21 protein-coding genes are annotated in these 20,823 nt (G+C 69.1%); 11 read left to right on the top strand and 10 right to left on the bottom strand.

Going from position 1 to position 20,823, the window contains the following annotated elements:
• Positions 1-117: 117 nt before the first annotated feature.
• A complete protein-coding gene (locus ACIQK7_RS04630) occupies positions 118-1,323 on the bottom strand; it encodes an MFS transporter (RefSeq protein ID WP_403021775.1) in 1,206 nt (401 codons plus the stop codon).
• An 87-nt stretch (positions 1,324-1,410) separates the two neighbouring features.
• On the opposite strand from ACIQK7_RS04630, the gene ACIQK7_RS04625 reads away from it, so the two are divergent.
• Complete coding sequence (locus ACIQK7_RS04625; protein ID WP_403021773.1) at positions 1,411-2,484, top strand: LacI family DNA-binding transcriptional regulator; 1,074 nt, start codon at positions 1,411-1,413, stop codon at positions 2,482-2,484.
• 96 nt (positions 2,485-2,580) lie between these two features.
• Here the strand turns inward: ACIQK7_RS04625 and ACIQK7_RS04620 are convergent, their stop codons facing one another.
• Both ACIQK7_RS04620 and ACIQK7_RS04615 read right to left on the bottom strand, forming a co-directional pair.
• Positions 2,581-3,894 carry an MATE family efflux transporter gene (locus tag ACIQK7_RS04620; protein ID WP_403021771.1) on the bottom strand — a complete coding sequence of 438 codons (1,314 nt, stop codon included), beginning with the start codon at positions 3,892-3,894 and terminating at the stop codon, positions 2,581-2,583.
• A gap of 142 nt (positions 3,895-4,036) precedes the next feature.
• Positions 4,037-5,314, bottom strand: a complete 1,278-nt coding sequence (locus ACIQK7_RS04615) for a uracil-xanthine permease family protein (protein WP_403021769.1) — start codon at positions 5,312-5,314, stop codon at positions 4,037-4,039.
• Between the two features lie 100 nt (positions 5,315-5,414).
• Between ACIQK7_RS04615 and ACIQK7_RS04610 the strand changes: the two genes are divergently transcribed.
• From ACIQK7_RS04610 to ACIQK7_RS04585, 6 genes are all read left to right on the top strand, one after another.
• Positions 5,415-7,358, top strand: a complete 1,944-nt coding sequence (locus ACIQK7_RS04610) for a M13 family metallopeptidase (protein ID WP_403021767.1) — start codon at positions 5,415-5,417, stop codon at positions 7,356-7,358.
• A gap of 64 nt (positions 7,359-7,422) precedes the next feature.
• The gene (locus ACIQK7_RS04605) at positions 7,423-8,325 is read left to right on the top strand and encodes a serine hydrolase (RefSeq protein WP_403021766.1); all 903 of its coding nucleotides are present in this window, start codon (positions 7,423-7,425) and stop codon (positions 8,323-8,325) included.
• Between the two features lie 108 nt (positions 8,326-8,433).
• Positions 8,434-8,763, top strand: coding sequence for a YtxH domain-containing protein (locus ACIQK7_RS04600; protein ID WP_403021764.1), 330 nt, complete (start codon positions 8,434-8,436; stop codon positions 8,761-8,763).
• A gap of 9 nt (positions 8,764-8,772) precedes the next feature.
• Positions 8,773-9,225, top strand: coding sequence for a phage holin family protein (locus tag ACIQK7_RS04595; protein ID WP_403021762.1), 453 nt, complete (start codon positions 8,773-8,775; stop codon positions 9,223-9,225).
• A gap of 13 nt (positions 9,226-9,238) precedes the next feature.
• Positions 9,239-9,484, top strand: a complete 246-nt coding sequence (locus ACIQK7_RS04590; RefSeq protein ID WP_403021760.1) for a DUF3618 domain-containing protein — start codon at positions 9,239-9,241, stop codon at positions 9,482-9,484.
• 70 nt (positions 9,485-9,554) lie between these two features.
• Positions 9,555-10,337 carry a uroporphyrinogen-III synthase gene (locus ACIQK7_RS04585; protein ID WP_403021759.1) on the top strand — a complete coding sequence of 261 codons (783 nt, stop codon included), beginning with the start codon at positions 9,555-9,557 and terminating at the stop codon, positions 10,335-10,337.
• A 6-nt stretch (positions 10,338-10,343) separates the two neighbouring features.
• Here the strand turns inward: ACIQK7_RS04585 and ACIQK7_RS04580 are convergent, their stop codons facing one another.
• From ACIQK7_RS04580 to ACIQK7_RS04570, 3 genes are all read right to left on the bottom strand, one after another.
• Complete coding sequence (locus ACIQK7_RS04580) at positions 10,344-11,333, bottom strand: MDR family oxidoreductase (RefSeq protein WP_403021757.1); 990 nt, start codon at positions 11,331-11,333, stop codon at positions 10,344-10,346.
• A 20-nt stretch (positions 11,334-11,353) separates the two neighbouring features.
• Positions 11,354-11,764, bottom strand: a complete 411-nt coding sequence (panD, locus tag ACIQK7_RS04575) for an aspartate 1-decarboxylase (protein WP_403021755.1) — start codon at positions 11,762-11,764, stop codon at positions 11,354-11,356.
• Between the two features lie 66 nt (positions 11,765-11,830).
• The gene (locus ACIQK7_RS04570) at positions 11,831-12,856 is read right to left on the bottom strand and encodes an ATP-dependent 6-phosphofructokinase (protein WP_403021753.1); all 1,026 of its coding nucleotides are present in this window, start codon (positions 12,854-12,856) and stop codon (positions 11,831-11,833) included.
• Between the two features lie 150 nt (positions 12,857-13,006).
• Here ACIQK7_RS04570 and ACIQK7_RS04565 point away from each other — a divergent pair, with 150 nt between their 5' ends.
• Positions 13,007-13,483: a hypothetical protein gene (locus ACIQK7_RS04565; protein WP_403021751.1), complete on the top strand. Its 477-nt coding sequence runs from the start codon at positions 13,007-13,009 to the stop codon at positions 13,481-13,483.
• On the opposite strand, the gene ACIQK7_RS04560 is transcribed toward ACIQK7_RS04565, so the two are convergent.
• Positions 13,480-14,355 carry a rhodanese-related sulfurtransferase gene (locus ACIQK7_RS04560; RefSeq protein ID WP_403021749.1) on the bottom strand — a complete coding sequence of 292 codons (876 nt, stop codon included), beginning with the start codon at positions 14,353-14,355 and terminating at the stop codon, positions 13,480-13,482. The genes ACIQK7_RS04565 and ACIQK7_RS04560 overlap by 4 nt on opposite strands.
• A 78-nt stretch (positions 14,356-14,433) precedes the next feature.
• On the opposite strand from ACIQK7_RS04560, the gene ACIQK7_RS04555 reads away from it, so the two are divergent.
• Positions 14,434-14,985, top strand: a complete 552-nt coding sequence (locus tag ACIQK7_RS04555) for a thioesterase family protein (protein WP_403021747.1) — start codon at positions 14,434-14,436, stop codon at positions 14,983-14,985.
• A gap of 16 nt (positions 14,986-15,001) precedes the next feature.
• Here the strand turns inward: ACIQK7_RS04555 and ACIQK7_RS04550 are convergent, their stop codons facing one another.
• Positions 15,002-15,208: a hypothetical protein gene (locus ACIQK7_RS04550; RefSeq protein WP_403021745.1), complete on the bottom strand. Its 207-nt coding sequence runs from the start codon at positions 15,206-15,208 to the stop codon at positions 15,002-15,004.
• Positions 15,209-15,332: 124 nt separating this feature from the next.
• Here ACIQK7_RS04550 and ACIQK7_RS04545 point away from each other — a divergent pair, with 124 nt between their 5' ends.
• Positions 15,333-18,701, top strand: a complete 3,369-nt coding sequence (locus tag ACIQK7_RS04545) for a proline dehydrogenase family protein (RefSeq protein ID WP_403021743.1) — start codon at positions 15,333-15,335, stop codon at positions 18,699-18,701.
• A 100-nt stretch (positions 18,702-18,801) separates the two neighbouring features.
• Here ACIQK7_RS04545 and ACIQK7_RS04540 read toward each other — a convergent pair whose 3' ends face one another.
• On the bottom strand, positions 18,802-19,830 hold the full coding sequence (locus ACIQK7_RS04540; protein WP_403021741.1) for an isopenicillin N synthase family dioxygenase: 1,029 nt from the start codon (positions 19,828-19,830) through the stop codon (positions 18,802-18,804).
• A gap of 121 nt (positions 19,831-19,951) precedes the next feature.
• Between ACIQK7_RS04540 and ACIQK7_RS04535 the strand changes: the two genes are divergently transcribed.
• The gene (locus ACIQK7_RS04535) at positions 19,952-20,293 is read left to right on the top strand and encodes a helix-turn-helix transcriptional regulator (RefSeq protein WP_147722930.1); all 342 of its coding nucleotides are present in this window, start codon (positions 19,952-19,954) and stop codon (positions 20,291-20,293) included.
• A 9-nt stretch (positions 20,294-20,302) separates the two neighbouring features.
• Here ACIQK7_RS04535 and ACIQK7_RS04530 read toward each other — a convergent pair whose 3' ends face one another.
• Entirely contained in the window at positions 20,303-20,740 is a 438-nt protein-coding gene (locus tag ACIQK7_RS04530; protein ID WP_147722929.1) for an Lrp/AsnC family transcriptional regulator, read from the bottom strand.
• Positions 20,741-20,823: the final 83 nt, after the last annotated feature.

The following is a 20,823-nucleotide window of genomic DNA, read 5'->3' as shown; positions in this document are numbered from 1 at the left end:
GCGCTCGCCGTGCCACGCGCCGCCACGATGTGCGGGTTTGCGGGCGATGTGCGGCGTAGAGCCTGCGCATCGCCACCGATGTCCCGCATCGCCGGGGTGCGGATGCCGCGGCGCAGGTCAGCGGATGCGCGGCTCGCGCGCAGCGGGCGAGGCGAGCCCGGCCGCGACGACGAGCACGAGCACGAGCAACAGCGCTCGGAGCAGCCCGAACTGCTCGCCCAGGAAGCCGATCGCGAGCGGGCCGGCGAGGAAGGCGAGGTAGCCGATCGTCGCCACGGCGCTCACGCGCGCGGCGGCCGATCTCGGGTCATCCGCCGCCGCCGACATTCCCGTGGGGAAGCCGAGCGCCGAGCCGAGGCCCCACATGACGACACCCACGACCGCGATCCACGGCACGGGCACGAAGATCACGATGAGCAGGCCCGCGATCGCGAGGAGCGCCGATCCACGCAGCACGGGTACGCGTCCGAAACGGTCGAGCAGGCGCACGCCCGCGAGGCGCCCGACCGTCATCGCGGTCACGAAGACGCCGAAGATGAGCGCGCCGGATGCCCGGTCGACGCCGTGCCCCTCCACCATGGCGAGGGCGAGCCAGTCGTTCGCGGAACCCTCAGCGAGGGCCATGCCCAGCACGATCACGCCGATGAGGAGGGTGCGGCGGTCGCGCCAGATCGACAGTCGGTCGCGCCAGGTGCCCTTCGGCTCGTCGGCATCGGCGGGGTCGTCCCCGACGCTCTCGTGCTGCACGAAGCGCACGCTCGTGACCCCCGCGATCACGATGATCGCCGCGACGACAATGGCCTGCGTCAGGATCGGCACCCGCAGCAGCTCGCCCAGTGCGCCGACGCCCGCCCCGAGCATCGTGCCGCCGCTGAAGAAGGCGTGATAGATCGGCATGACGGTGCGCCCGAGCATCCGTTCGTTGATGGCGCCACTGAGGTTCATGGCGACATCTGCGATCGAGAGGGCCGCGCCGAAGAAGCACAGTCCGGCGGCGACGACCCAGAAGCCGTCCGTGCCGAGGGCGACTCCGAAGCCGGCCACGATGACGCCGAGGGGTCCCAAGCCGAGCGCCCACGCCATGATGGGCTTGGTGCCGAATGTGGCGATCGCGTGGCTCGACACGAGCAGGCCAGCGATCGACCCGCTCGCGAGGAAGAGGATCAGGATGCCCATGTCGGCGGTCGAGGCGCCCAGCGCATCCTTCACCGCGGGGGTGCGAGCCATCCAGCTGGCCATGCCGAGCCCGCAGAGCGCAAAGATGACGAAGAGGGCGTTGCGCCAGGTGGTCGCTTGGGCGCGGGTGAGGGCGGAAGTCGTCATGGTGCTCGCGGAGGAAGAGGGGCAGCCGACCGCCGTACGACAGGTCGAATCGATTCGATCGAACCGATTCGAGTAGGCTAACAACCCATGACCGATGACGCAACGAGACCGCGGGCAACACTGGCCGCCGTCGCCGAGCGCGCCGGCGTCTCCCGCTCGACCGCGTCCCTCGCATTCAGCGGCGCGGGGCCCGTCGCGGCCGAGACGCGCGAGAAGGTGCTCGCCGCGGCAGAGGCCCTCGGCTATGGCGGCCCGGACCCTGTCGCGCGCTCCCTCCGCAGCGGGCGCACCGGCATCGTCGGTGTCGTGATCGAAGACCGCCTGCGCGAAGCATTCCGCGACCCCATGAACATCCCCATGCTCGACGGCCTCGCCGACGAACTCGGCGCGGCAGGGTTCAGCATCCTCCTGCTGACCGACCCCGCGGGCCCCGACGCGAACGCCGCGTCGCCCATCGACACCGCGCCGATGGATGCCGTCGTCCTGGTCGGATGCAGCACACGACTCGACGCATCCGTCGCCCTGCTGCGGCAGCGGCGCATCCCCATCGTCGCGATCGAGGCGGCACCGATGGAGGGCGTGCTCGACATCGCGCTCGACAATCGGCGGGCGAGCGCGCTCGGCGCCGCGCACCTGCACGAACTGGGCCATCGCGATGTGGCGGTCGTCACGCTTCCGCTCGGCGCCGACCACGCGGCAGGACCGCTGCGCGACGACTGGGAGGAACGGGCCACCTCGTTCCCGGCGGCGGAGCGTCTGCGCGGCGTGCTCGACGTCTACACAAGGCTTCGCGGCTGGATGGCACCCGCGAGCTCGACCGCGTCGGGTTACACGGCAGGCCTCGCGATCCTCGCCGACCCGGAGCGTCGCCCGACCGCCGTCATCGCGCAGAGCGACCTCCTCGCCCTTGGGGTCATCCGTGCTGCCGAGGAACTGGGTGTCTCAGTGCCGGAGGAGCTCAGCGTGCTGGGCTTCGACGGCATCCGCACTGAGGCCTACGGCGGCGTCGAGCTCACGACGCTCGTGCAGCCCGCGCTCGAGAAGGGCCGCGCCGCCGGACGCGGAGTGTTGCGGCTGCTCGACGGCGAGGAACCGCAGCCCACGCTGCTGCGCTGCACCCTGAGGTCGGGCGCGACGAGCGGGCCGGCCGTGCACAGATGACTGAGTTTCGGACAAATTATCGCGCCGCGGCGCGGTCATTCGTCCGAAACCCAGTCATTCGTGCCGGTGGCTGGGTGACGGATGCCGCGGCATCCGTCAGCGTGTACCCGTCACGATCCAACGGTCGGATCGGGCACGCAGGCCGAGCGTGAGCGCCCGCGCGCCCATATAGCCGAAGCCGAAGGCGAGCCACAGCCACGGCATGGCATTTTCGGGGGCGGCGACCGCGACCCACGCGAGCAGTGGAGCGTACATGGCCAGGTTCACGGTGCCGGTGAGTGCGAGGTAGCGCGCATCGCCAGCGCCGATCAGCACGCCGTCGAGCACGAAGACATAGCCCGCGAGCGGGATGCCGGCCGCCATGATGACCGCGACGAGCGGCAGGGCCGCGCGCACGTCCGCGTCGCCTGTGAAGGCGAGGCCAAGCACGGGGGAGAGCGCCGCGATCACCAGGCCGAGCGCGACACCCGAGAGCAGCCCGAGCGTGATGAGTCGGCGGGTGATGCGACGAACCCGCTCCACGTCGCTCGCGCCGAGCCCGTGGCCGATGAGGGCCTGCCCGGCGATCGCGAGGGCGTCGAGCGCGAAGGCGAGGGTGGAGAAGACGGTCATGGCGATCTGCAGGGTTGCCAGCTCGATCACGCCGAGACCGGATGCCACGGCGACCGTCGCGAGCATCGCCACCCGCAGCGAGACGGTGCGCAGCAGCAGCCAGCCGCCGGCCCCGGCAGCGCCGCTCACCCCGCGGAGCCCGGGCCGCGGCGTCGTGCTCTCGCGCCGGGCGGCGCGCACGGCGATCACGATGTAGACGGCGGCCATGCCCCACTGGGCGACGACCGTGCCGACCGCCGAGCCTGCGACCCCCCAGCCGAGGCCGTAGATGAAGACGGCGTTGAGGGCGATGTTGGCGCCGAAACCGACCGTCGCGACGACAAGGGGGGTGCGGGTGTCCTGGAGCCCGCGCAGGAGTCCGGATGCCGCGATCACGAGCAGCATGGCCGGCAGGCCCCAGAGCGAGATCGTCAGGTAGGCGATTGCTTCGGCGTTGACGGCGCCCGTGCTGCCGAAGGCCTCCACGAGGGGGACCGCCGTTGGCAGGCCCGCCACGATCAGCGCGACGCCGAGCGCGAGGGCGAGCCACATCCCGTCGATCCCCGCACGGATGGCGCCGGCCCGGTCACCCGAACCGAGCCGCCGCGCGACCGTCGGCGTCGTCGCGTAGGCGAGGAACACGAGCAGCCCGACGACCGTCTGCAGCACCGCGCTTGCGATGCCGAGGCCGGCCAGCGCATCCGCCCCCAGGTGGCCGACCATGGCGGTGTCGGCGAGCAGGAAGAGCGGCTCGGCGATGAGCGCGCCGAGCGCGGGCACGGCGAGCCGCAGGATCTCCCGGTCGAGCGCTTTCATCATTCAGGAGCCGACTTTCATAACTCAGGAGTTGGCGTTCACAATTCAGGAGCGTAGGTGGCGGCGCCGACCCTGGCCTCGCCGAACCAGCCCAAACTCCTGAATAGTGAGAGCCGACTCCTGAATTGGGAAAGCGCGGGGGCGGCTACTTGTCGGTGCCGCGGAGCCGGCCGAGCAGGTTCATGACGTGGTAGACCACGAGCGCCGCGACCGTGCCCAGGATGATGCCGCTGAACTCGATCGAGCCCTCACCGGCCGGGATGACCCAGACGAAGGGCGCGACCGCGACGATGAGGGCGATGCCGGCCGTGAACTGGTTCTTCGGCTTCGAGAAGTCGACCTTGTTCTCGACCCAGATGCGCACACCGATGATGCCGATGAGTCCGTAGAGCGCGGTCGTGACGCCGCCGAGCACGCCCGGCGGGATGGTGAAGATGATGGCGCCGATCTTGGGGGAGAGGCCGAGGAGGATCGCGGCGATGCCGGCCACCCAGTAGGCGGCCGTCGAGAAGACGCGCGTGGCCGACATGACGCCGATGTTCTCGCCGTAGGTCGTCGTGGGGGAGCCGCCGCCCATGCCCGCGATGACGGTCGCGAGACCGTCGGCGAAGAGCGCGCGACCCGTCAGCGGGTCGAGGTTGCGGTCGGTGAGCTGGCCGACGCCCTTGACGTGCCCCACGTTCTCGGCGACGAGGGCGAGCACGACCGGCAGGAACATCAGGTAGATGAAGAGGTGGTCGGTGCTGAAGGTCGGCGTGATGAATTCGGGCAGGCCGATCCACGCGGCATCCGCCACTCCACTCATGTCGACCTCACCCTGCGACCAGGCGAAGGCGTAGCCGATGACGACGCCGATGACGATCGAGAGCCGGCCGAGGAGTCCCTTGAAGAGCACCGTCACGAGGATCACGGCGAGGAGCGTCACGAGCGCCGTCAGTGGTGCCTGCAGGAAGTTGTCGCGCGCGGCGGGTGCAAGGTTGAAGCCGATGAGCGCAACGATCGCGCCCGAGACGACGGGCGGCATGAGCACGTTGATCCAGCGGGTGCCAGCGACATGGGCGATGACGCCGACGATCGCGAGCAGGGCGCCCACAACCACGACGCCGCCGAGCGCGACCGACTTGCCATCGGATGCCACGGCCGCCGTGATCGGCGCGATGAAGGCAAACGACGAGCCGAGGTAGCTGGGCAGGCGGTTCTGCGTGATGAGGAGGAACAGCAGCGTGCCGAGCCCCGAGAAGAGGAGCGTCGTCGAGGGGGAGAAGCCCGTGATGAGCGGCACGAGGAAGGTCGCACCGAACATGGCGACGACGTGCTGGCCGCCGAAGCCGATCGTGCGGGGCCAGCTGAGGCGCTCCTCCGGCAACACGATCTCTGATGCGGCAACATCCTTGCCGTCGCCGTGCAACTTCCAGATCGCCATGCTGCTCCCTCGTCGTGTATCGCGGCCCGGGTCGAGCGTGGGCCACCCGAGAGACTAGCGGCTCAGGGGGCGTGTCGCTGGCACTCGTTATGGTGGGTCCATGACGCGCGCATCCGGCATCGACCTCGACGAACTCGACCCGGGCATCCGCCCGCAAGACGACCTCTTCAGGCACGTCAACGGCAAGTGGATCTCCCGCACGCAGATCCCCTCAGACAAGGCGCGCTACGGCTCCTTCTATGTGCTCGCCGAGGAGGCGGAGCAGGCCGTCCGCGCCATCATCGAGGAGTCGCAGTCCGCCGAAGCGGGCACGGAGCAGCGCAAGGTCGGCGACCTCTTCACGAGCTTCATGGACGAGCAGCGCATCGAGCAGCTGGGCGCCGAGCCGCTGCGGCCGGCCCTCGAGAGCGTCGACGCCGTGGCATCCGTCGCTGACCTGCTGGCCACCCTCGGCAGGCTCGAGCGGCAGGGCGTCGCGGGCCTCTTCCAGCTCTTCGTCGACAACGACCCGGGCAACCCCGAGCGCTACCTCGTCTTCATGGAGCAGGGCGGAATCGGCCTGCCCGACGAGTCGTACTTCCGCGAGGAGCGCTTCGCCGAGGTGCGCGACAAGTACCGCGCCTTCATCGAGCGGATGTTCACGCTCGCTGGCATCGAGGGGGCTGCGGATGCCGCGGCACGCGTCTTCGAGCTCGAGACCGCCATCGCGTCCCACCATTGGGACAACGTGCGCACGCGCGACGCCGAGGCGACCTACAACCTGACGTCGTGGTCTGAGACCGCGGGCGAACATCTCGGCGCCTGGCTGTCGGCGATGGACCCGCCCGCGGGCAGCTTCGACGAGTTGGTCGTGCGGGAGCCGAGCTTCATCGACGGCGTCGGGGGCCTGTTGACGGACGACCGCCTCGATGCGTGGCGCGACTGGCTGCGCTGGCAGGTGATCCGCTCCTCCGCCCCCTACCTCAGCAGCGCCTTCGTCGAGGCGAATTTCGACTTCTACGGCCGCACCCTCACGGGCACGCCGGAACTGCGGGCTCGCTGGAAGCGCGGTGTGTCGTTTGTCGAGGGCGCGATGGGCGAGGCGGTGGGCAAGATCTACGTCGAGCGGCACTTCCCGCCGACCGCGAAGGCGGCCATGGACGTGCTCGTCGACAACCTCGTCGAGGCCTATCGCCAGTCGATCTCGCAGCTGCCCTGGATGACGGATGCCACGCGCACGCGTGCCCTCGAGAAGCTTGAGAAGTTCACGCCCAAGATCGGCTTCCCGTCGAAGTGGCGGGACTACTCGGCGCTCGAGGTCGACCCGACAGACCTGCTCGGCAATGTGCGGGCGACGAGTGAGTTCGAGTTCCAGCGCGAACTCGGCAAGGTGGGCAAGCCGCTCGACCGCGATGAGTGGTTCATGACGCCGCAGACGATCAACGCCTACTACAACCCCGGTTTCAACGAGATCGTGTTTCCCGCGGCGATCCTGCAGCACCCCTTCTTCGATGAGAGCCGGGATGACGCTGCAAACTATGGTGCGATCGGCGCCGTCATCGGGCACGAGATCGGACACGGATTCGACGACCAGGGTTCGCGCTTCGACGGCGACGGCCGGTTGATCGACTGGTGGACGGCGGAGGACCGTGCGGCGTTCGAGAAGCTGACGAAGGTGCTCATCGAGCAGTACGACGCGCTTGCGCCCAAGCAGACGCCCGAGCACCACGTCAACGGCGCGCTCACAATCGGTGAGAACATCGGCGACCTCGGCGGGCTCGGCATCGCGTGGAAGGCCTACCAGCTGTCGCTCGGCGGCGCGGATGCTCCCGTCATCGATGGGCTGTCCGGCGCGGAGCGGTTCTTCCTCTCCTGGGCCCAGGCGTGGCAGCTGAAGGCCCGCGACGAGGAGGTCATCCGCCTCCTCGCGATCGACCCGCACTCGCCCAACGAGTTCCGGTGCAACCAGATCGTTCGCAACATCGACGCCTTCTATGAGACCTTTGACCTGAGTGAATCCGACGCCCTCTGGCTGCCCCCTGCCGAGCGCGTCAGCATCTGGTGACCTGACCCCGCAGCGACCCGGCCGCCGCGCGACCCGAATGCGCGGCGGCACAGAAGAAGGAGCCGTGAACTCCACAGAACAGCACCGTCGTCGACGCCTCCGCACCCCCGGCGTCGCCCGCCATCGCGGCACGGATGATGCCGAGAACTTCACCGACAGTTTCGCGGCCCTTGGCGAGCTCGCCTATGCGGGCGCCCGGGTCTCGGCCACCGTGCTCGACCTCACGACGGGCCTGCCGCTCCTCACGATCGATGACCGCGTCGCACTTCCCACCGCGAGCGTCGGCAAGGTGCTGCTGCTGATCGAGACGGCGGCACGCATCACGACGCGGGACCCCCGCGTGCCCGGCATCCTTGATAAGACTCCGGATGACGCGATCGCCGACTCTGGCCTCTGGCACCGCATGCAGGTGCCGACGCTCCCGCTCGGCGACCTCGCGCTCCTCGTGGGGGCGGCGAGTGACAACGTCGCGACCAACGTGCTGCTGCGCCACATCGGCCTCGATGCTGTGCGAGAGCGCGCCGAGTCGCTCGGGCTCCGTCGCACCGCGCTGCTCGACCGCGTGCGCATGAAGCGGGGGCCGGATGACGCGCCCCAGTTCTCGGTGGCGGCGACAGCGGAACTCGCGTGGCTCTTCTATGCACTGAGTCGTGGCCAGGTGGTCGACTCGGTCACGAGCCAGCGCGTGCTCGACTGGTTGTCGCTCAACAGCGACCTCTCGATGGTCGCGAGTGCCTTCGGGCTCGACCCGCTGGCCCACCGTGCGACAAGTCACGGACTGCAACTCATCAACAAGACGGGCACCGACGACGGCGTGCGCTGCGACGCGGGCATGCTGAAAGGCCGGCAGGGCGGCGTCTCCTACGCGGTCACGGTCGAGTTCACCGACTCGAACCTGCACGAGCGCCTGCGGGTGCTCGACGCCATGCGCACGGTCGGCCGCGACATCCTCGAGTTCGTCTATTGAGGTAAGCGACGAGGAAAGCGGCTCTCTGGGAGTTTGCCAAACATCGGCTGGAGGCTCCCGCACTACGCTGAGACGACACAGGACCACCCCCAACGGAATGGAGACACCGTGCGTGGAAAGATTCTCATCCTGACAGGTCTGGCCGTCGGCTACGTGCTCGGCGCCCGTGCTGGCAAAGAACGCTACGAGGAGATCAAGAACGCGGCCGGAAAGCTGTGGAACGACCCGCGCGTGCAGACCAAGGTCGAGGCGGTCGAAGATTTCGCAAAGGACAAGGCGCCTGAGGTCGCAGATTTCATCAGCGACAACGCCAAGAAGGTTGTCTCCCAGGTGAGCGGCAAGAAGAAGTCAGGTTCGGGAAGCTCCAGCACCTCCACGAGCTCCTCGGCGGCGAAGCCTGCCAAGCCGAACGGCACCACGAACGCGGCCTCGAGCTAGGACCCACCTATGACCGACCACACCACTCCACCCCGCGCACGGCGGCGCTCGCTCATCGAGCTGCTGACCGACGTGCCGCGGCTGGTCTCCGAGTTGGTGACCGCCGAGATCGAGCAGCTCAAGGCCGAGATGACGGCCAAGCTGAAGGCGCTCGGCATCGGCGGCGGCCTCATTGCCGCGGCGGCGGTCGTGCTGCTCTTCATGGTCGGCGTGCTGCTGACCGCGGCCGTGCTCGCCTTGGCGCTCGTCATGCCGGGTTGGGCCGCCGCACTCGTCGTCGCAGGAGTGCTGCTCATCATCGCCGCGATCCTTGGCTGGATCGGCTACACCAAGCTGAAGTCGGGCATCCCACCGATGCCCGAGGCGACCATCGAGAGCGTCAAGCGTGACGTCGACGTGGTGCGCGGCATCCGTCGCCCCTGGTCGTCAGCAGGCGACCGGCCCTCCGATACCCGACTCTGATACGAGGAGAACCATGAGTGAGAGCACCCCCGCCAACGCCAAGGACGCCAGCAAGGCCGTCGACGCAGCGCGCGAGTCACTGGGCGAGACGCTCGACGCGATCGAGGACAAGTTCAACGTCAAGAAGCGCACGAGTGAGTGGAGCGAGAAGGCGAAGCGCTCCTACGAGGAGAACCCGACCCCGTGGATCGTGGGCGCTACCGCGACCATCATCGCGGTCGGGGGCCTCGTCGCCTGGGCGCTCTTCGGCGACGACTGATGATGCGTGCGGCCGCTGAAGGGCGGCCGCACGTTTTTGCGGTCTCGGCCCTGAGGGGCAGGATGGGACCATGAGCCCTCTGCGTCGCGCCAAACCACTCACGGGGTGGCGCGTGCTTGTTCCCCGCGGCGGCGCCTATGGCGAGAATGTCGCAGCGACGCTCCGCTCCTTCGGGGCGACCGCCGTCGTGGCCCCCATGATCAACTTCTCGATGCCGGAGGACCCTGCGCCACTCGACGCAGCACTCGGCCGCCTCGAGGCGGGCTACTACGACTGGATCGTCGTGAGCAGCGCGACGACGGTGGATGTGCTCAACATCCGTGGCGTGCAGGTGCCGCCCGAGACGCGCATCGCCTGCGTCGGCGAGACCACGCTCGCGGCCCTCACCCTCGCCGGCTACGAGGCCGACCTGGTTCCCTCGCCCGACAACTCCCCGCGCGGGCTGCTCACCTCCTGGCCCGACGACGCGAGGGGTGGGCGGGCGCTCGTGCCCGAGGGCGACACGACCGAACACAGCGTGCTCGAAGGCCTCGCCGAACTCGGCCTCGAGCTCGATTTCGTGACCGCACACCGCGTCGTGGGCATCCCGATCCCGGAGCGGGTGGCGGCGGATGTCGCATCCGGTCGCATCAGCGCCATCCTCATCAGTTCCGGCGTGGTCGCCCGCGAGGTCAACGAGCAGCTCGGAACCCTGCCCGAGTCGACCGTGGTGGCCTGCATCGGCCCGCGGACGGCGTTCGACGCCCGCGCCGCCGGCCTCACGGTCGACGTGATCTCAGAGGATCGCACCGCCGAAGCGCTCGTTGAAGCGCTCGCCGACTACGCCCACAACAAGACGGGCGACGACGAGTAGCGCTCCCTAGTTGCGCACGTCGACGACGGTGCGCCCGCGCACTCCGCCGCTGAGGATGCGCTCGGCCACGCCCGGGGCATCCGCCAGCGACACCGTCTCCGTGAGGCTGTCGAGCAGCTCAAGGTCGAGGTCGCTCGCGAGGCGCTGCCAGGCCTGCTCGCGCAGGGGCAGCGGCGCCATGACGGAGTTGATGCCCGCGAGGGTGACGCCCCGAAGGATGAACGGCATGACGGTGGCGGGAAGGTCCGCGGACTGGGCGAGGCCGCAGGCGGAGACCGTGCCGCCGTAGCAGGTCTGGGCCAGGACGTTGGCGAGGGTGGGCCCGCCGACGGAGTCGACGGCTCCAGCCCATCGCTGCGCCTGGAGCGGCTTGCCGGGTTCCCCAAGCTCGGCCCGGTCGATGATGTCGTCGGCCCCGAGGGAGTGCAGGTAGTCGGCCTCCTGCACGCGACCGGTCGACGCGGTGACGTGGTGGCCGAGACGCGAGAGCAGTGCGATCGCGATCGACCCGACGCCGCCGGCCGCACCCGTCACGAGCACGCTGCCATCGGAGTGGTCGAGCGCGCCGGCCCGCTCGAGCGCGAGCACCGCGAGCATCGCCGTGAATCCCGCGGTGCCGATCGCGGCGACCCGGTGCGAGCTCAGCGACTCCGGCACGCGAACGAGCCAATCCGACTTGACGCGCGCACGCTCCGCCAGGCCGCCGTGGTGCGACTCGCCGATGCCCCAGCCGTTGAGGAGCACGCGGTCTCCCGCAGCCCAGGGGCTTGAGGCATCCGCTTCGGCCACCGTGCCGACGAGGTCGATGCCGGGGATCAGGGGGTAGTCGCGGATGACGCCGGGCCGCCCCGTGATGGCCAGGCCGTCCTTGAAGTTGATGCTCGAATACTCGACGTCGATCGTGACGTCACCCGCCATCAGGTCGTCATCGCCGAGATCGGTGATGAGGCGGGTCGTGATGCCGTCGTCGTTCTTCTCCACCTTGAGTGCACGCATGCACCCAGACTATGGGAGGTTCAGACGGCGAGCGGGGGGCGGATGCCGGAGGTGCCGGTCGCATCCGCAGCATCCGTGCCGAGGTGCACGATGCGGTTGTCGGCGTCGACGTGCACGATCGAGGGCTGGAACTCGCGTGCCTCGGCGGGCTCCATCTGCGCGTAGGCGATGAGGATGACGAGGTCACCCGGGTGCACGAGATGCGCTGCTGCACCGTTGATCGAGAGCACCCCGCTGCCGGGCTCGCCCGCGATCGTGTAGGTCTCGAGCCGAGCCCCGTTGGTGATGTCGACGATCGACACCTTCTCACCGGGCAGGATTCCGGATGCCTCAAGCAGATCGCTGTCGACGGTGACGGATCCGACGTAGTGGAGGTCGGCCTGTGTGACGGTCGCGCGATGAATCTTCGCTTTGAGCATCGTGAGCAGCATGGCGATTAAGGGTAACGCATCGTGTCGGCCAGGAATTCCAAGGGGAAACCGGGCCGGGTGACCGGATCAGCCGAAGAGCATCGCCGCTTCCTCGTAGCGATCCTCGGGCACGGTGTTGAGTCGGCCCACCGCCTCCGTGATCGGCACCGTCGCGATGTCGGTGCCGCGGAGCGCGACCATCTGGCCCCACTTGCCCTCGCGGGCCAGGTCGAGCACGGCCATGCCGAGGCGGGTCGCGAGCACGCGGTCGAAGCCGGAGGGGGTGCCCCCGCGCTGGATGTGGCCCAGCGTCGTGGCCCGGGTCTCGATGCCCGTCGCTTCCTCGATCGCGGGCGCGAGGGCCTCGCCGATTCCGCCGAGGCGGGGCCGGCCGAAGGTGTCGACGCCGCGCTCGGAGTGCGGGTCATCCATGCCGTCGAGCACGAAGCCCTCAGCGACGACGACGAGGGGGGAGCGACCGCGGTCGTGAGCGCTCGTGACCCACTCCGTGATCTGCTCCATCGAGGTGCGCTGCTCCGGGATGAGGATCGCGTGGGCGCCGGCCGCCATGCCGGAGTGCAGGGCGATCCAGCCGACGTGGCGACCCATGACCTCGGCGATCATGCAGCGCCCGTGGGCGTCACCGGTCGTGCGGAGCCGGTCCATGGCATCCGTCGCGATCTGCACGGCGGTGTCGAAGCCGAAGGAGTAGTCGGTCGCGGAAAGGTCGTTGTCGATCGTCTTGGGCACACCGACGATCGGCAGGCCCTGGTTGCAGAGCTCGTTCGCACCCGCGAGCGTTCCCTCGCCACCGATCGCGATGATGGCGCCGATGTCGTTCTCCTCGAGCACCTGGCGGATGCGGTCGGCACCGCCGTCGCCCTCGAAGGGGTTCGTGCGGGAGGTGCCGAGAATGGTGCCGCCCATCTTGGAGATGCCCTTCACCTGGTGGCGACCCAGGGGCACGATGTCGCCTTCGACAACGCCCTTCCAGCCATTGCGGAAGCCGACGAACTCCTGGCCAAAGAGCTTGTCGCCCTTCAGTACGGCCCCACGGATGACGGCGTTCAAACCGGGAGCGTCGCCCCCACTGGTGAAGATTCCAATACGCATACCCCCATCTTGGTGGGTAGGCGGGCATTCGCGGGAGTGGCAACAAATCCGTGTCCCCCGAACACGGCGCTAGCGGACTGAGTATCCCTCGCGGTACAGTCGCGCGACGGTGATATCGCGACGCTCGTCGCAGCATGGGGGAGTATTCGCATGGCCAAGAAGAACACCGCAGTCGACGACGACGCGCAAGACCCGGTGGCGGTCTCCGAGGCGCCCGAGCCCGCCGAGGCGACGGATGCCGCGACTGCACCCGGAGCAGACAACACCGTCGCCGCGCCCGAACCTCAGCCCGAGACATCCGCTGTGCCGGCGCCCGCCGTCGACGACGCGGAGCCGCTGCCCGAGAAGGACCCCGGCAAGGTGCTCGGCATCGTCGGACTCATCGTCTCGCTGGGAGCGGGCATCGTCGGGATCGCGCTCGGGTTCCTGTCGTACCGCAAGTCCCGCGCGGTCGGCTACGCCGGCGGCCTGGGCATGACCGCCATGATCGTCGGTGCGGTCACGACCGTGCTGCTCGGCACCCAACTCTTCCTGCTCGCGAGCGGCATGGGCATCGGCGGTGCCTGCGACGGCCGCAAGCCGGGCGTCTACGAGCTCGACAACGGCACCACCATCAGCTGCACCTAGCGCAACCCGAACGGATGCGATGCGCACGCCGCCTCATCGGCGTGCGCATCGCACACCACCAGTTGCGTGCGGCACGACAGGTCGTGGCAGTTCTCCATGCGACTCGTGGGGGTGTCGCAGCGGTGGCAACGGCCGACGGTGGCCGCGCCATCCGTGAACTGCACGGCCTTGCGCTGGTCGAAGACGTAGAGCGAGCCCTCCCAGAGGCCTGAGTCACCGAATGCCTCGCCGTAGCGAACGATGCCGCCGTCAAGCTGGTACACCTCGCTGAAGCCGCGCTTCACCATGAGGCTTGAGAGCACCTCGCAACGGATGCCGCCGGTGCAGTAGGTGACGACCGGCTGGTGCTTGAGGTGGTCGTACTTGCCGCTGTCGAGTTCGGCGACGAAGTCGCGGGTGGTTGCGACATCCGGAACCACCGCATCCTTGAAGCGACCAATCTCGGCCTCGAAGGCGTTGCGCCCGTCGAAGAAGGTGACCTGCTTCTGCTCCACCAGCTCGTGCAGTTGCTCTGGACTGAGGTGCTGCCCGCCGCCGACAACGCCGTGCTCGTCGACCGCCAGCTCATCCGGGGCCCCGAAGCTCACGAGTTCCTCGCGCACCCGCACGCTCAGCCGCGGAAAGTCGTTGCCCGTGCCCTCGCTCCACTTGAAGTCGATGCCCTTGAAGGGCGCATACTCGCGGGTCTTGCGCACGTAGCGCTTCACGTCGGCCAGCTCCCCGCCGACCGTGCCGTTGATGCCATGGGGCGAGATCAGGATGCGACCGCCCAGGCCGAGCGATTCGCAGAGGTCGCACTGCCACAGGCGGATCGCCTCAGGATCGGCGAGGGGGGTGAAGCAGTAGTAGAGCAGGATCTTCGGCACAGACACCGCACAAGCCTACGCGGGCGTTGTTGAACTCCCACAGCCAAATGGGCGGAGCGCGGTAGCTGTCGTTACCCTGACGCGGTGAACGTGATCTGGCGCACCCTCCTCCACCTCCTGCGCGCACGGCGGATGTCGCGGGTGGGCGTCTTCGACGTCGTGACCTCGAAGTTCCGCGTGCTGCCGACCGACCTCGACATCAACCTGCACATGAACAACGGGCGCTACCTGTCGATCGCCGACATCGCCCGCTTCGAGATGCTGCAGCGCACGGGGCTCTGGAAGATGCTCATGTCGCGCGGTTGGTACCCCGTCGTGCAGTCCTCGACCATCACCCATCGCCTGTCACTCGAACCGTGGCAGAAGTTCACGATCGAGAGCCGCATCATGGGCTTCGACGAGAAGTCGGTCTATCTTGAGCACCGCTTCGTCGTCGGCGGCGAACTTGCCGCGCGTCTCGTGCTGCGCGGGCGCTTCCTCAAGCGCAGCGGCGGTTCCGTGCCGCTCGCCGAGATCTCCGAGGCCGTCGGCGTGGACGTGTCGCAGCACAGTCTGCCCGAGTGGGTGGGGCGTTGGGCAGACGACGTCACGCTGCCGTCACGGCGCGAACGGACGCCGAGCGTCTGGGAGGACTAGCGCTACTCGCGACTCGCTACTCGGAGGCCTCGTCGGACTCCAGGTCGGGGTCGGGGAGGTTTCCCGGCTGCTGTGGGTTGCCGTCGTTGGGGATCAACTCGTCGTCGTGGATCTCGCTGCGCTCGTTCGCGAACAACTCATCGGCTGCGCGGTTGGATTCCTCACTCGCTTTGGGGTCCCACGCCGCGGGGCCGCCCTGGTTTGCAAACGGGTCGAAACTCATGTGCACGAGTTAACCAGCAGGTGCATGGGACGTAAAGATGTGGCATCCGTCGCTCAGCGCACCCACAGCATGCGAGGGCGCGGCAGGCAACCATTCACAGGATGCCCGCAGTAGCCTGTGGGCCATGCCGTCCGCGTCGCAGACCCCCGCTCGCGCAGCCGACCTCACCGATTCCGTCATCGCGACCGTGCGCGAGTGGGTCACCCCACCCGCCGATGGGACGCGGCGCCCCCGGCTCTCGCGCAGCGGCTGGAAGACGGCGGATATCGTTCGCGACGCCGAGGGGCTCGAGTTCGCGACCCAGTTCATCGAGCTCGTGATCTGTGCGGCCGACGAGGGTGCCGCCGCGCGCAACCTCGAGCGGCTCTCCCGCCAGATGCCGCCTGACCTCCCAGCCGGGCTTCGCGTGCTCGTGCAGCTCGCGGGCGGCTTCTCGCTGCTCTCGCCGAGGGCGCTCGTGCCGATCGTGCGAGCGAGTTTCCGGCGTTCCATGCGTGAGCTGGTCGTCGACGAGCCGGAGCTGGGTGAGCGCATCCGCGAACTGTGGGAACGCGGCATCCGTGTCGACGTCGCTCCCTTCGGGAATGCCGTGCTGGGCGGTACTGCAGCCGATCGCCGACTCGCCGCCGTCACGGAACTGCTCTCGCGCGCGGAGGTGGAAAGCGTCTCGGTGCGGCTCGCGGACCTTGTCGGCCCGCACCACCCCTGGGCGCACGACGAGGCGGTCGAGCGGGCGATCGACCGGCTGGAGCCGCTCTACGAGGCCGCCGCTGCCGCCCCGACCCCCAAGCGCATCACGCTTGAAATGGGCGGCCGCAGCGAGCTCGACTACACGCTCGACGTGTTCACGGGGCTGCTCTCGCGGCCCTCGCTCAGCGACTATGAGGGCGGCATCACCCTTCCGGCCAACCTGCCGGACTCCCTGGCGCTCCTGCAGGGCGTCGCCGCGTGGGCGCGCGAACGCCGAGCGCAGGGCGGCGCGTCCACCCGCGTTCGCCTCGTCAAGGGGGTGCCGCAGCCGGGAGCCCTGCCGAGCAGGGAGGCGACGGATGCGCAGGTCAAGCGGATGCTCGACTGGGCACTTCGCGCGGACCGCTCCGAATCGCTCACGGTCGTGATGGCGAGCAACAATCTCTTCGACCTGGCCTTCGCGCGGGAGTTGGCGGAGCGCCGCGGGGTCGCATCGCGGCTCGAGATCGAGATGCACCTGGGCGCGACGCCCTACGCGGAGGCGGTGCTCGGTTCCGGTGCGACCGTCACGGAATACACGCCCGTCGTCGACGATGAGTCCTATGGCGGCGTCGCCGGGTACCTGCTCGAGCGGTTGCGGGAGCAGGCCGATCCCGCAAGCTTCCGCTCGGCGGTGCCGGCGCTCGCCGAGGATGAGCAACTGTTCGAGCGCGAGGCGGCGCGATTCCGGGCATCCGTCGATGCCATGGAGCTGCCGCTGCCGGAGCCCACCCCGCAAGACGCTCCCGCGGACGCTCCCGCCCTGATCGACCCCGCCACGGCAGAGGGACGACAGTGGGCCCGCGGCGTGCTCACGCGGGCGCGCGACGACGCGGTCGAGTCATTCGACATCGTGCGGGACATCGAGTCGCTTGACGCACTCATCGCCGGGTCGGTCGCCGCCGGCGAGACCTGGGGAGCCCGGGCATCCGCCGACCGTGTTGACGCCGTGCTCGCCTTCGCAGAGGCCCTCGAGATCATGCGCGGACAGGTCGCCGCGACCCTCGTACGCGAGACCGGGATGACGATTGCCGAAGCCGACGCGGAGGTCGTGCGGGCGGTCGCCCTCGCGCGCAGGCTCGCGCGGGAACATGAGGCCGTCACAGCCATCGACAACGCCGAGTTCGCGCCAGCTGGGTCAGTGCTCCTCGCCCCCAGTTGGACGACGCCCTCGAGCGACACCGCCGACGGCATCGCCGCCGCCCTGCTCGCCGGGAGCGCCATCCTCGTGCAGCCCGCGCACCAGGCGAGGCACAGCGCCGCGGTCGTCGTGCGGGCAGCGCACGAGTCGGGCATCGCGCCCGGGCTCGTGACGCTCATCGTGCCCGAGGACCCCGCCGTCGCCCGCCGTGCCCTCTCGCACCCCGACATCGAGCAGGTGCTGTTCAACGGCGATCGCGACACCGCACGACTTCTGAGGTCGTGGCGGCCCGAACGGCCACCGCTCGGAGATGTGCGGGGCGTGGCATCCGTCATCGTCGCCGCGAGTGCCGACATCGATGCCGCCGCCCGCGACATCGTCACTGGGGCGTTCCACCATGCGGGGCAGCACCCGGAGGGTGCACGGCTCGTGATCCTCGTCGGCGGCATGGGGGAGTCGCGGGAACTGCGGAGGCGCATCGCGGATGCCGCACGCTCGCGGCACCCCGCCTCGTCCCTCGAGGCCTCGGCGAGGCTCGGGCCGCTCATCGGGTCGCCGCCCGAGCGGGTGCGCCGCCTGCTCTCGCTCGCGGGCGACGGCGAGAGCTGGTTGGTCGAACCCGAGGCCCTCGACGACCGGCTCACGCTGTGGCGGCCCGGTGTGCGCGACGGCGTGGGATCGGATGTCGCAGCCCAACGTGTCGCCGACGCCCCAGCACTCGTGCTCACGAGCGTCCCCGACCTCGAGACGGCCATCAGACTGCAGAACCAACTGCACGGTGAGACGGCGGGCATCCACACGCTCGACGTCGATGAGCTGGCGGCGTGGCTCGACTCAGTCGACTGCGGCTCGCTGCATGTGAACAAGGCCACGGTGGGGCATCCGCTCGACTCGCTGCAGGCCGGCGGATGGCGCGGGGCCGGTGCCCCACGCGGCAGCGCCGAGCGCATCATGGCCCTCGGCGAATGGCTGCCCAAGTTCAGTGAGCCGCAGCAGAGCGTGCGACTCGAGGGCATCGGCGACACCGTGCGCACGCTCATCGAGGCCGCGCAGCCGACCATGAAGTTCCTCGAGTTCGACCTCGTGCGCGCCGGCGCGGTGAGCGACGAACGGGCGTGGGTCGAGCGCTACCGCGACGCGCGGGAGGAGCAGGGGGCATCCGGAACCCGCACGGTCGTGCGCTACCTGCCCGTGGAGACGACCGTGCGCCTCTCCGACGGTGTCTCGCCCGCGCAGCTTGTGCGCGTGCTCGCGGCGGCCACCCGCGCGGGGGCGCGCGTGCACATCAGCACCGCGCAGCCGCTGCCCGAGCGACTCGTGCAGCTCTTCGCGCACCCACTGTCGCCGCTTCGCGTCAGCGAGGTGCTCATCGAGAGCGACACACGCTGGCACGCGCGCCTGCAGACGGGCGAGGTGACGACGCCGCACATCCGCCTGCTCGGAGGCGACCCCGCCGTGCTGGCCACCGTGCTTTCGCTGCGGCCGGATGTCGCGCTCTCCGCCGCGCCCGTCACGACGTCTGGGCGGCTCGAGTTGCTGCCGTTCCTGCGCGCGCAGGTCGTGAGCATGACAGCCGAGCGGCACGGTCGGCCCGACCCGATGGTGGCGCAGATCGAGTTCTGAGGTTCGTCGAGTCCAGAGGCTTCGCTGAGTGGCCAAACTTTTGGCTAACAGCACCCGTTTGGGCGAAACTTTGGCCGGTCGCGCGTGAGACCGGGCGGGCTCAGGCTGCCGGGACGGGCGCCTTCACCAGCTCGGGGTGGTGGATCGCCGCGACATCCGGGTGTGCCCGCAGCCGGCTCTTGAGCGCGTTCTCGCCGTAGGTGGCGTAGAGGGGCTCGCCATGGGCATCCGGGGTCACACCGTTCGCGCGAGCGGCGAGCTCGGGCGGAAGCGGGATCGTCGGGATGGTGGCGTCGAGCGCGGGGGCGTAGAAGTAGGGGATCGAGATGCGGTCTTCGCCGGCCTTGGGCGAGATGACGCGGTGCACCGTCGCGCGCAGGTAGCCGCCGGTCGCGACCTCGAGCAACTCGCCGATGTTGACGACGAAGGTGTAGGGAATCGGCGGGGCGTCGATCCACTCGCCGTCTTTCTCGACCTGGAGGCCGGCCTTGCCTTCCTCGACGTAAAGGAGGGTGAGCACGCCGAAGTCCTTGTGGGCGCCGACACCCTGCTGTGGTGTGGGGTCGTCCTTGCCGGGGTAGCGGACGATCTTGATGAGCGTCGAGGGCTCGTGCGCGAAGGCCGCGTCGAAGGTGTCGGGGTCGGCGCCGAGCGACTCGGCCCACGCCCGCATGAGCGTGATGGCGACCTTGTTCATGTTCGCTTCCCACTCGCTCACGACGTCGCGGAGTTCGGGGAGGGCGCTCGGCCACATGTTGGGGCCCTCGAGCGTCCAGTAAGGGGCGACGCCTTCGCCCTTCTCCACGGCGGCGCGCTCCGGGCCGATGTCGATCTGCTCGCGCCAGTCGACCTTGCCCTGCGTGCGCTCCCCGCCGACGCGCGTGTAGCCGCGGAAGTGTCGGCTCTTGACGTTCTCAATCTCGAGCTTGTCGGCCTCAGGCAGGTCGAAGAAGCTGCGGGCCGTGCCGATCATCCCGTCGAAGAGCTCGTGCGGGATGCCGTGGCCGGTCAGGTAGAAGAAGCCGTAGTCGTGGGTCGCCTCGCGCAGGTCGCGGCGGAAGGCGGCCGCCTCCTCTTCGCCCTTCTGAAGGCGCGAGAGGTCGAGCGTGGGGAGTGTTGCCGAGGTCATTGTTCAGTTGTAGCAATTCGTCATGCTATGGCGCGCCTCAAATCGTGACAGCGTTTTCGGGGTATCTCGGTGAAAAGCTCGCTATTCTTAACCTTCCCGTTTTGAAACATGGAGGTTATGAATGCCGAAGGCCGATCTGGATGCGGTATTCGCGGCGCTCGCTGACCCTACACGACGCGCAATCCTCGGGCTGTTGCGCGACGACGACGCCACCGTCGGGCAGCTCGCGCACCACTTCCCGCTCAGCCAGCCGGCCATCTCGCGCCACCTCCGCGTGCTCGAATCGGCGGGCCTCATCCACCGTCGCCCGGTCGGCACCGCCACCATCAGCTCCCTGCGCGCCGACCCCCTCGAAGACGCCGCGCGCTGGCTGCTCGAGTACGGCGAGTTCTGGGAACGCCGCTACGAGCCCGTCGAGCCCTTGTTGGAGAACTTCACGACCGACGACGGCTGGATCATCTGAGCCGCTCGTTCAGTCGCGCGCCCGCTCGATGAGTCGCGACAGCACGATCGAGCTCCGCGTGTGGTCGACGTTCGGCGCATCGCGCACCTTCTCGATCGCGACCTCGAGGCTGTGGATGTCACGGCTCCTCATGTGCAGCATGGCGTCGGCGCTGCCGCTCACCGTGCCAGCGCCGACGACCTCGGGGATGTCGGAGAGCATCCGTCGCAGTTCCGCGGGCGCGACCGTTCCGCGGCAGAACAGCTCGACGTAGGCCTCGGTGCCGAGGCCATCGACCGCGGGGTCGACCTGGATCGTGAAGCTGCGGATGACGCCATCGGCGACGAGCCGGTCGACGCGTCGCTTGACGGCGGATGCGGAGAGACCGATGCGCTCGCCGATGTCGCCGTAACCGGCCCGGGCGTTCTTGCGGAGCAGTGCGAGGATGCCGTGGTCGAGGTTGTCCATGGCGGCACTCTACGGGGAAATATTGCATAACGGCGGGTCAGTGCAGCGATTTCGTGCGCGGATTCACGAAAACATGCCCGCAA

Origin of the sequence: Salinibacterium sp. GXW1014 (assembly GCF_044769865.1) — a bacterium.
Taxonomy (GTDB): Bacteria; Actinomycetota; Actinomycetes; order Actinomycetales; family Microbacteriaceae; genus Homoserinimonas.
This window is presented reverse-complemented; position numbering and strand designations above follow the sequence as displayed.

Coding starts and splice junctions, on each gene's coding strand:
- ACIQK7_RS04590 (WP_403021760.1), top strand. CDS start 9,239: ATGAGTGAGAGCACCCCCGCCAACGCCAAGGACGCCAGCAAGGCCGTC.
- ACIQK7_RS04530 (WP_147722929.1), bottom strand. CDS start 20,740: ATGGACAACCTCGACCACGGCATCCTCGCACTGCTCCGCAAGAACGCC.
- ACIQK7_RS04595 (WP_403021762.1), top strand. CDS start 8,773: ATGACCGACCACACCACTCCACCCCGCGCACGGCGGCGCTCGCTCATC.
- ACIQK7_RS04545 (WP_403021743.1), top strand. CDS start 15,333: ATGCCGTCCGCGTCGCAGACCCCCGCTCGCGCAGCCGACCTCACCGAT.
- ACIQK7_RS04580 (WP_403021757.1), bottom strand. CDS start 11,333: ATGCGTGCACTCAAGGTGGAGAAGAACGACGACGGCATCACGACCCGC.
- ACIQK7_RS04620 (WP_403021771.1), bottom strand. CDS start 3,894: ATGATGAAAGCGCTCGACCGGGAGATCCTGCGGCTCGCCGTGCCCGCG.
- panD (WP_403021755.1), bottom strand. CDS start 11,764: ATGCTGCTCACGATGCTCAAAGCGAAGATTCATCGCGCGACCGTCACA.
- ACIQK7_RS04570 (WP_403021753.1), bottom strand. CDS start 12,856: ATGCGTATTGGAATCTTCACCAGTGGGGGCGACGCTCCCGGTTTGAAC.
- ACIQK7_RS04625 (WP_403021773.1), top strand. CDS start 1,411: ATGACCGATGACGCAACGAGACCGCGGGCAACACTGGCCGCCGTCGCC.
- ACIQK7_RS04615 (WP_403021769.1), bottom strand. CDS start 5,314: ATGGCGATCTGGAAGTTGCACGGCGACGGCAAGGATGTTGCCGCATCA.
- ACIQK7_RS04610 (WP_403021767.1), top strand. CDS start 5,415: ATGACGCGCGCATCCGGCATCGACCTCGACGAACTCGACCCGGGCATC.
- ACIQK7_RS04550 (WP_403021745.1), bottom strand. CDS start 15,208: ATGAGTTTCGACCCGTTTGCAAACCAGGGCGGCCCCGCGGCGTGGGAC.
- ACIQK7_RS04585 (WP_403021759.1), top strand. CDS start 9,555: ATGAGCCCTCTGCGTCGCGCCAAACCACTCACGGGGTGGCGCGTGCTT.
- ACIQK7_RS04535 (WP_147722930.1), top strand. CDS start 19,952: ATGCCGAAGGCCGATCTGGATGCGGTATTCGCGGCGCTCGCTGACCCT.
- ACIQK7_RS04565 (WP_403021751.1), top strand. CDS start 13,007: ATGGCCAAGAAGAACACCGCAGTCGACGACGACGCGCAAGACCCGGTG.
- ACIQK7_RS04630 (WP_403021775.1), bottom strand. CDS start 1,323: ATGACGACTTCCGCCCTCACCCGCGCCCAAGCGACCACCTGGCGCAAC.
- ACIQK7_RS04540 (WP_403021741.1), bottom strand. CDS start 19,830: ATGACCTCGGCAACACTCCCCACGCTCGACCTCTCGCGCCTTCAGAAG.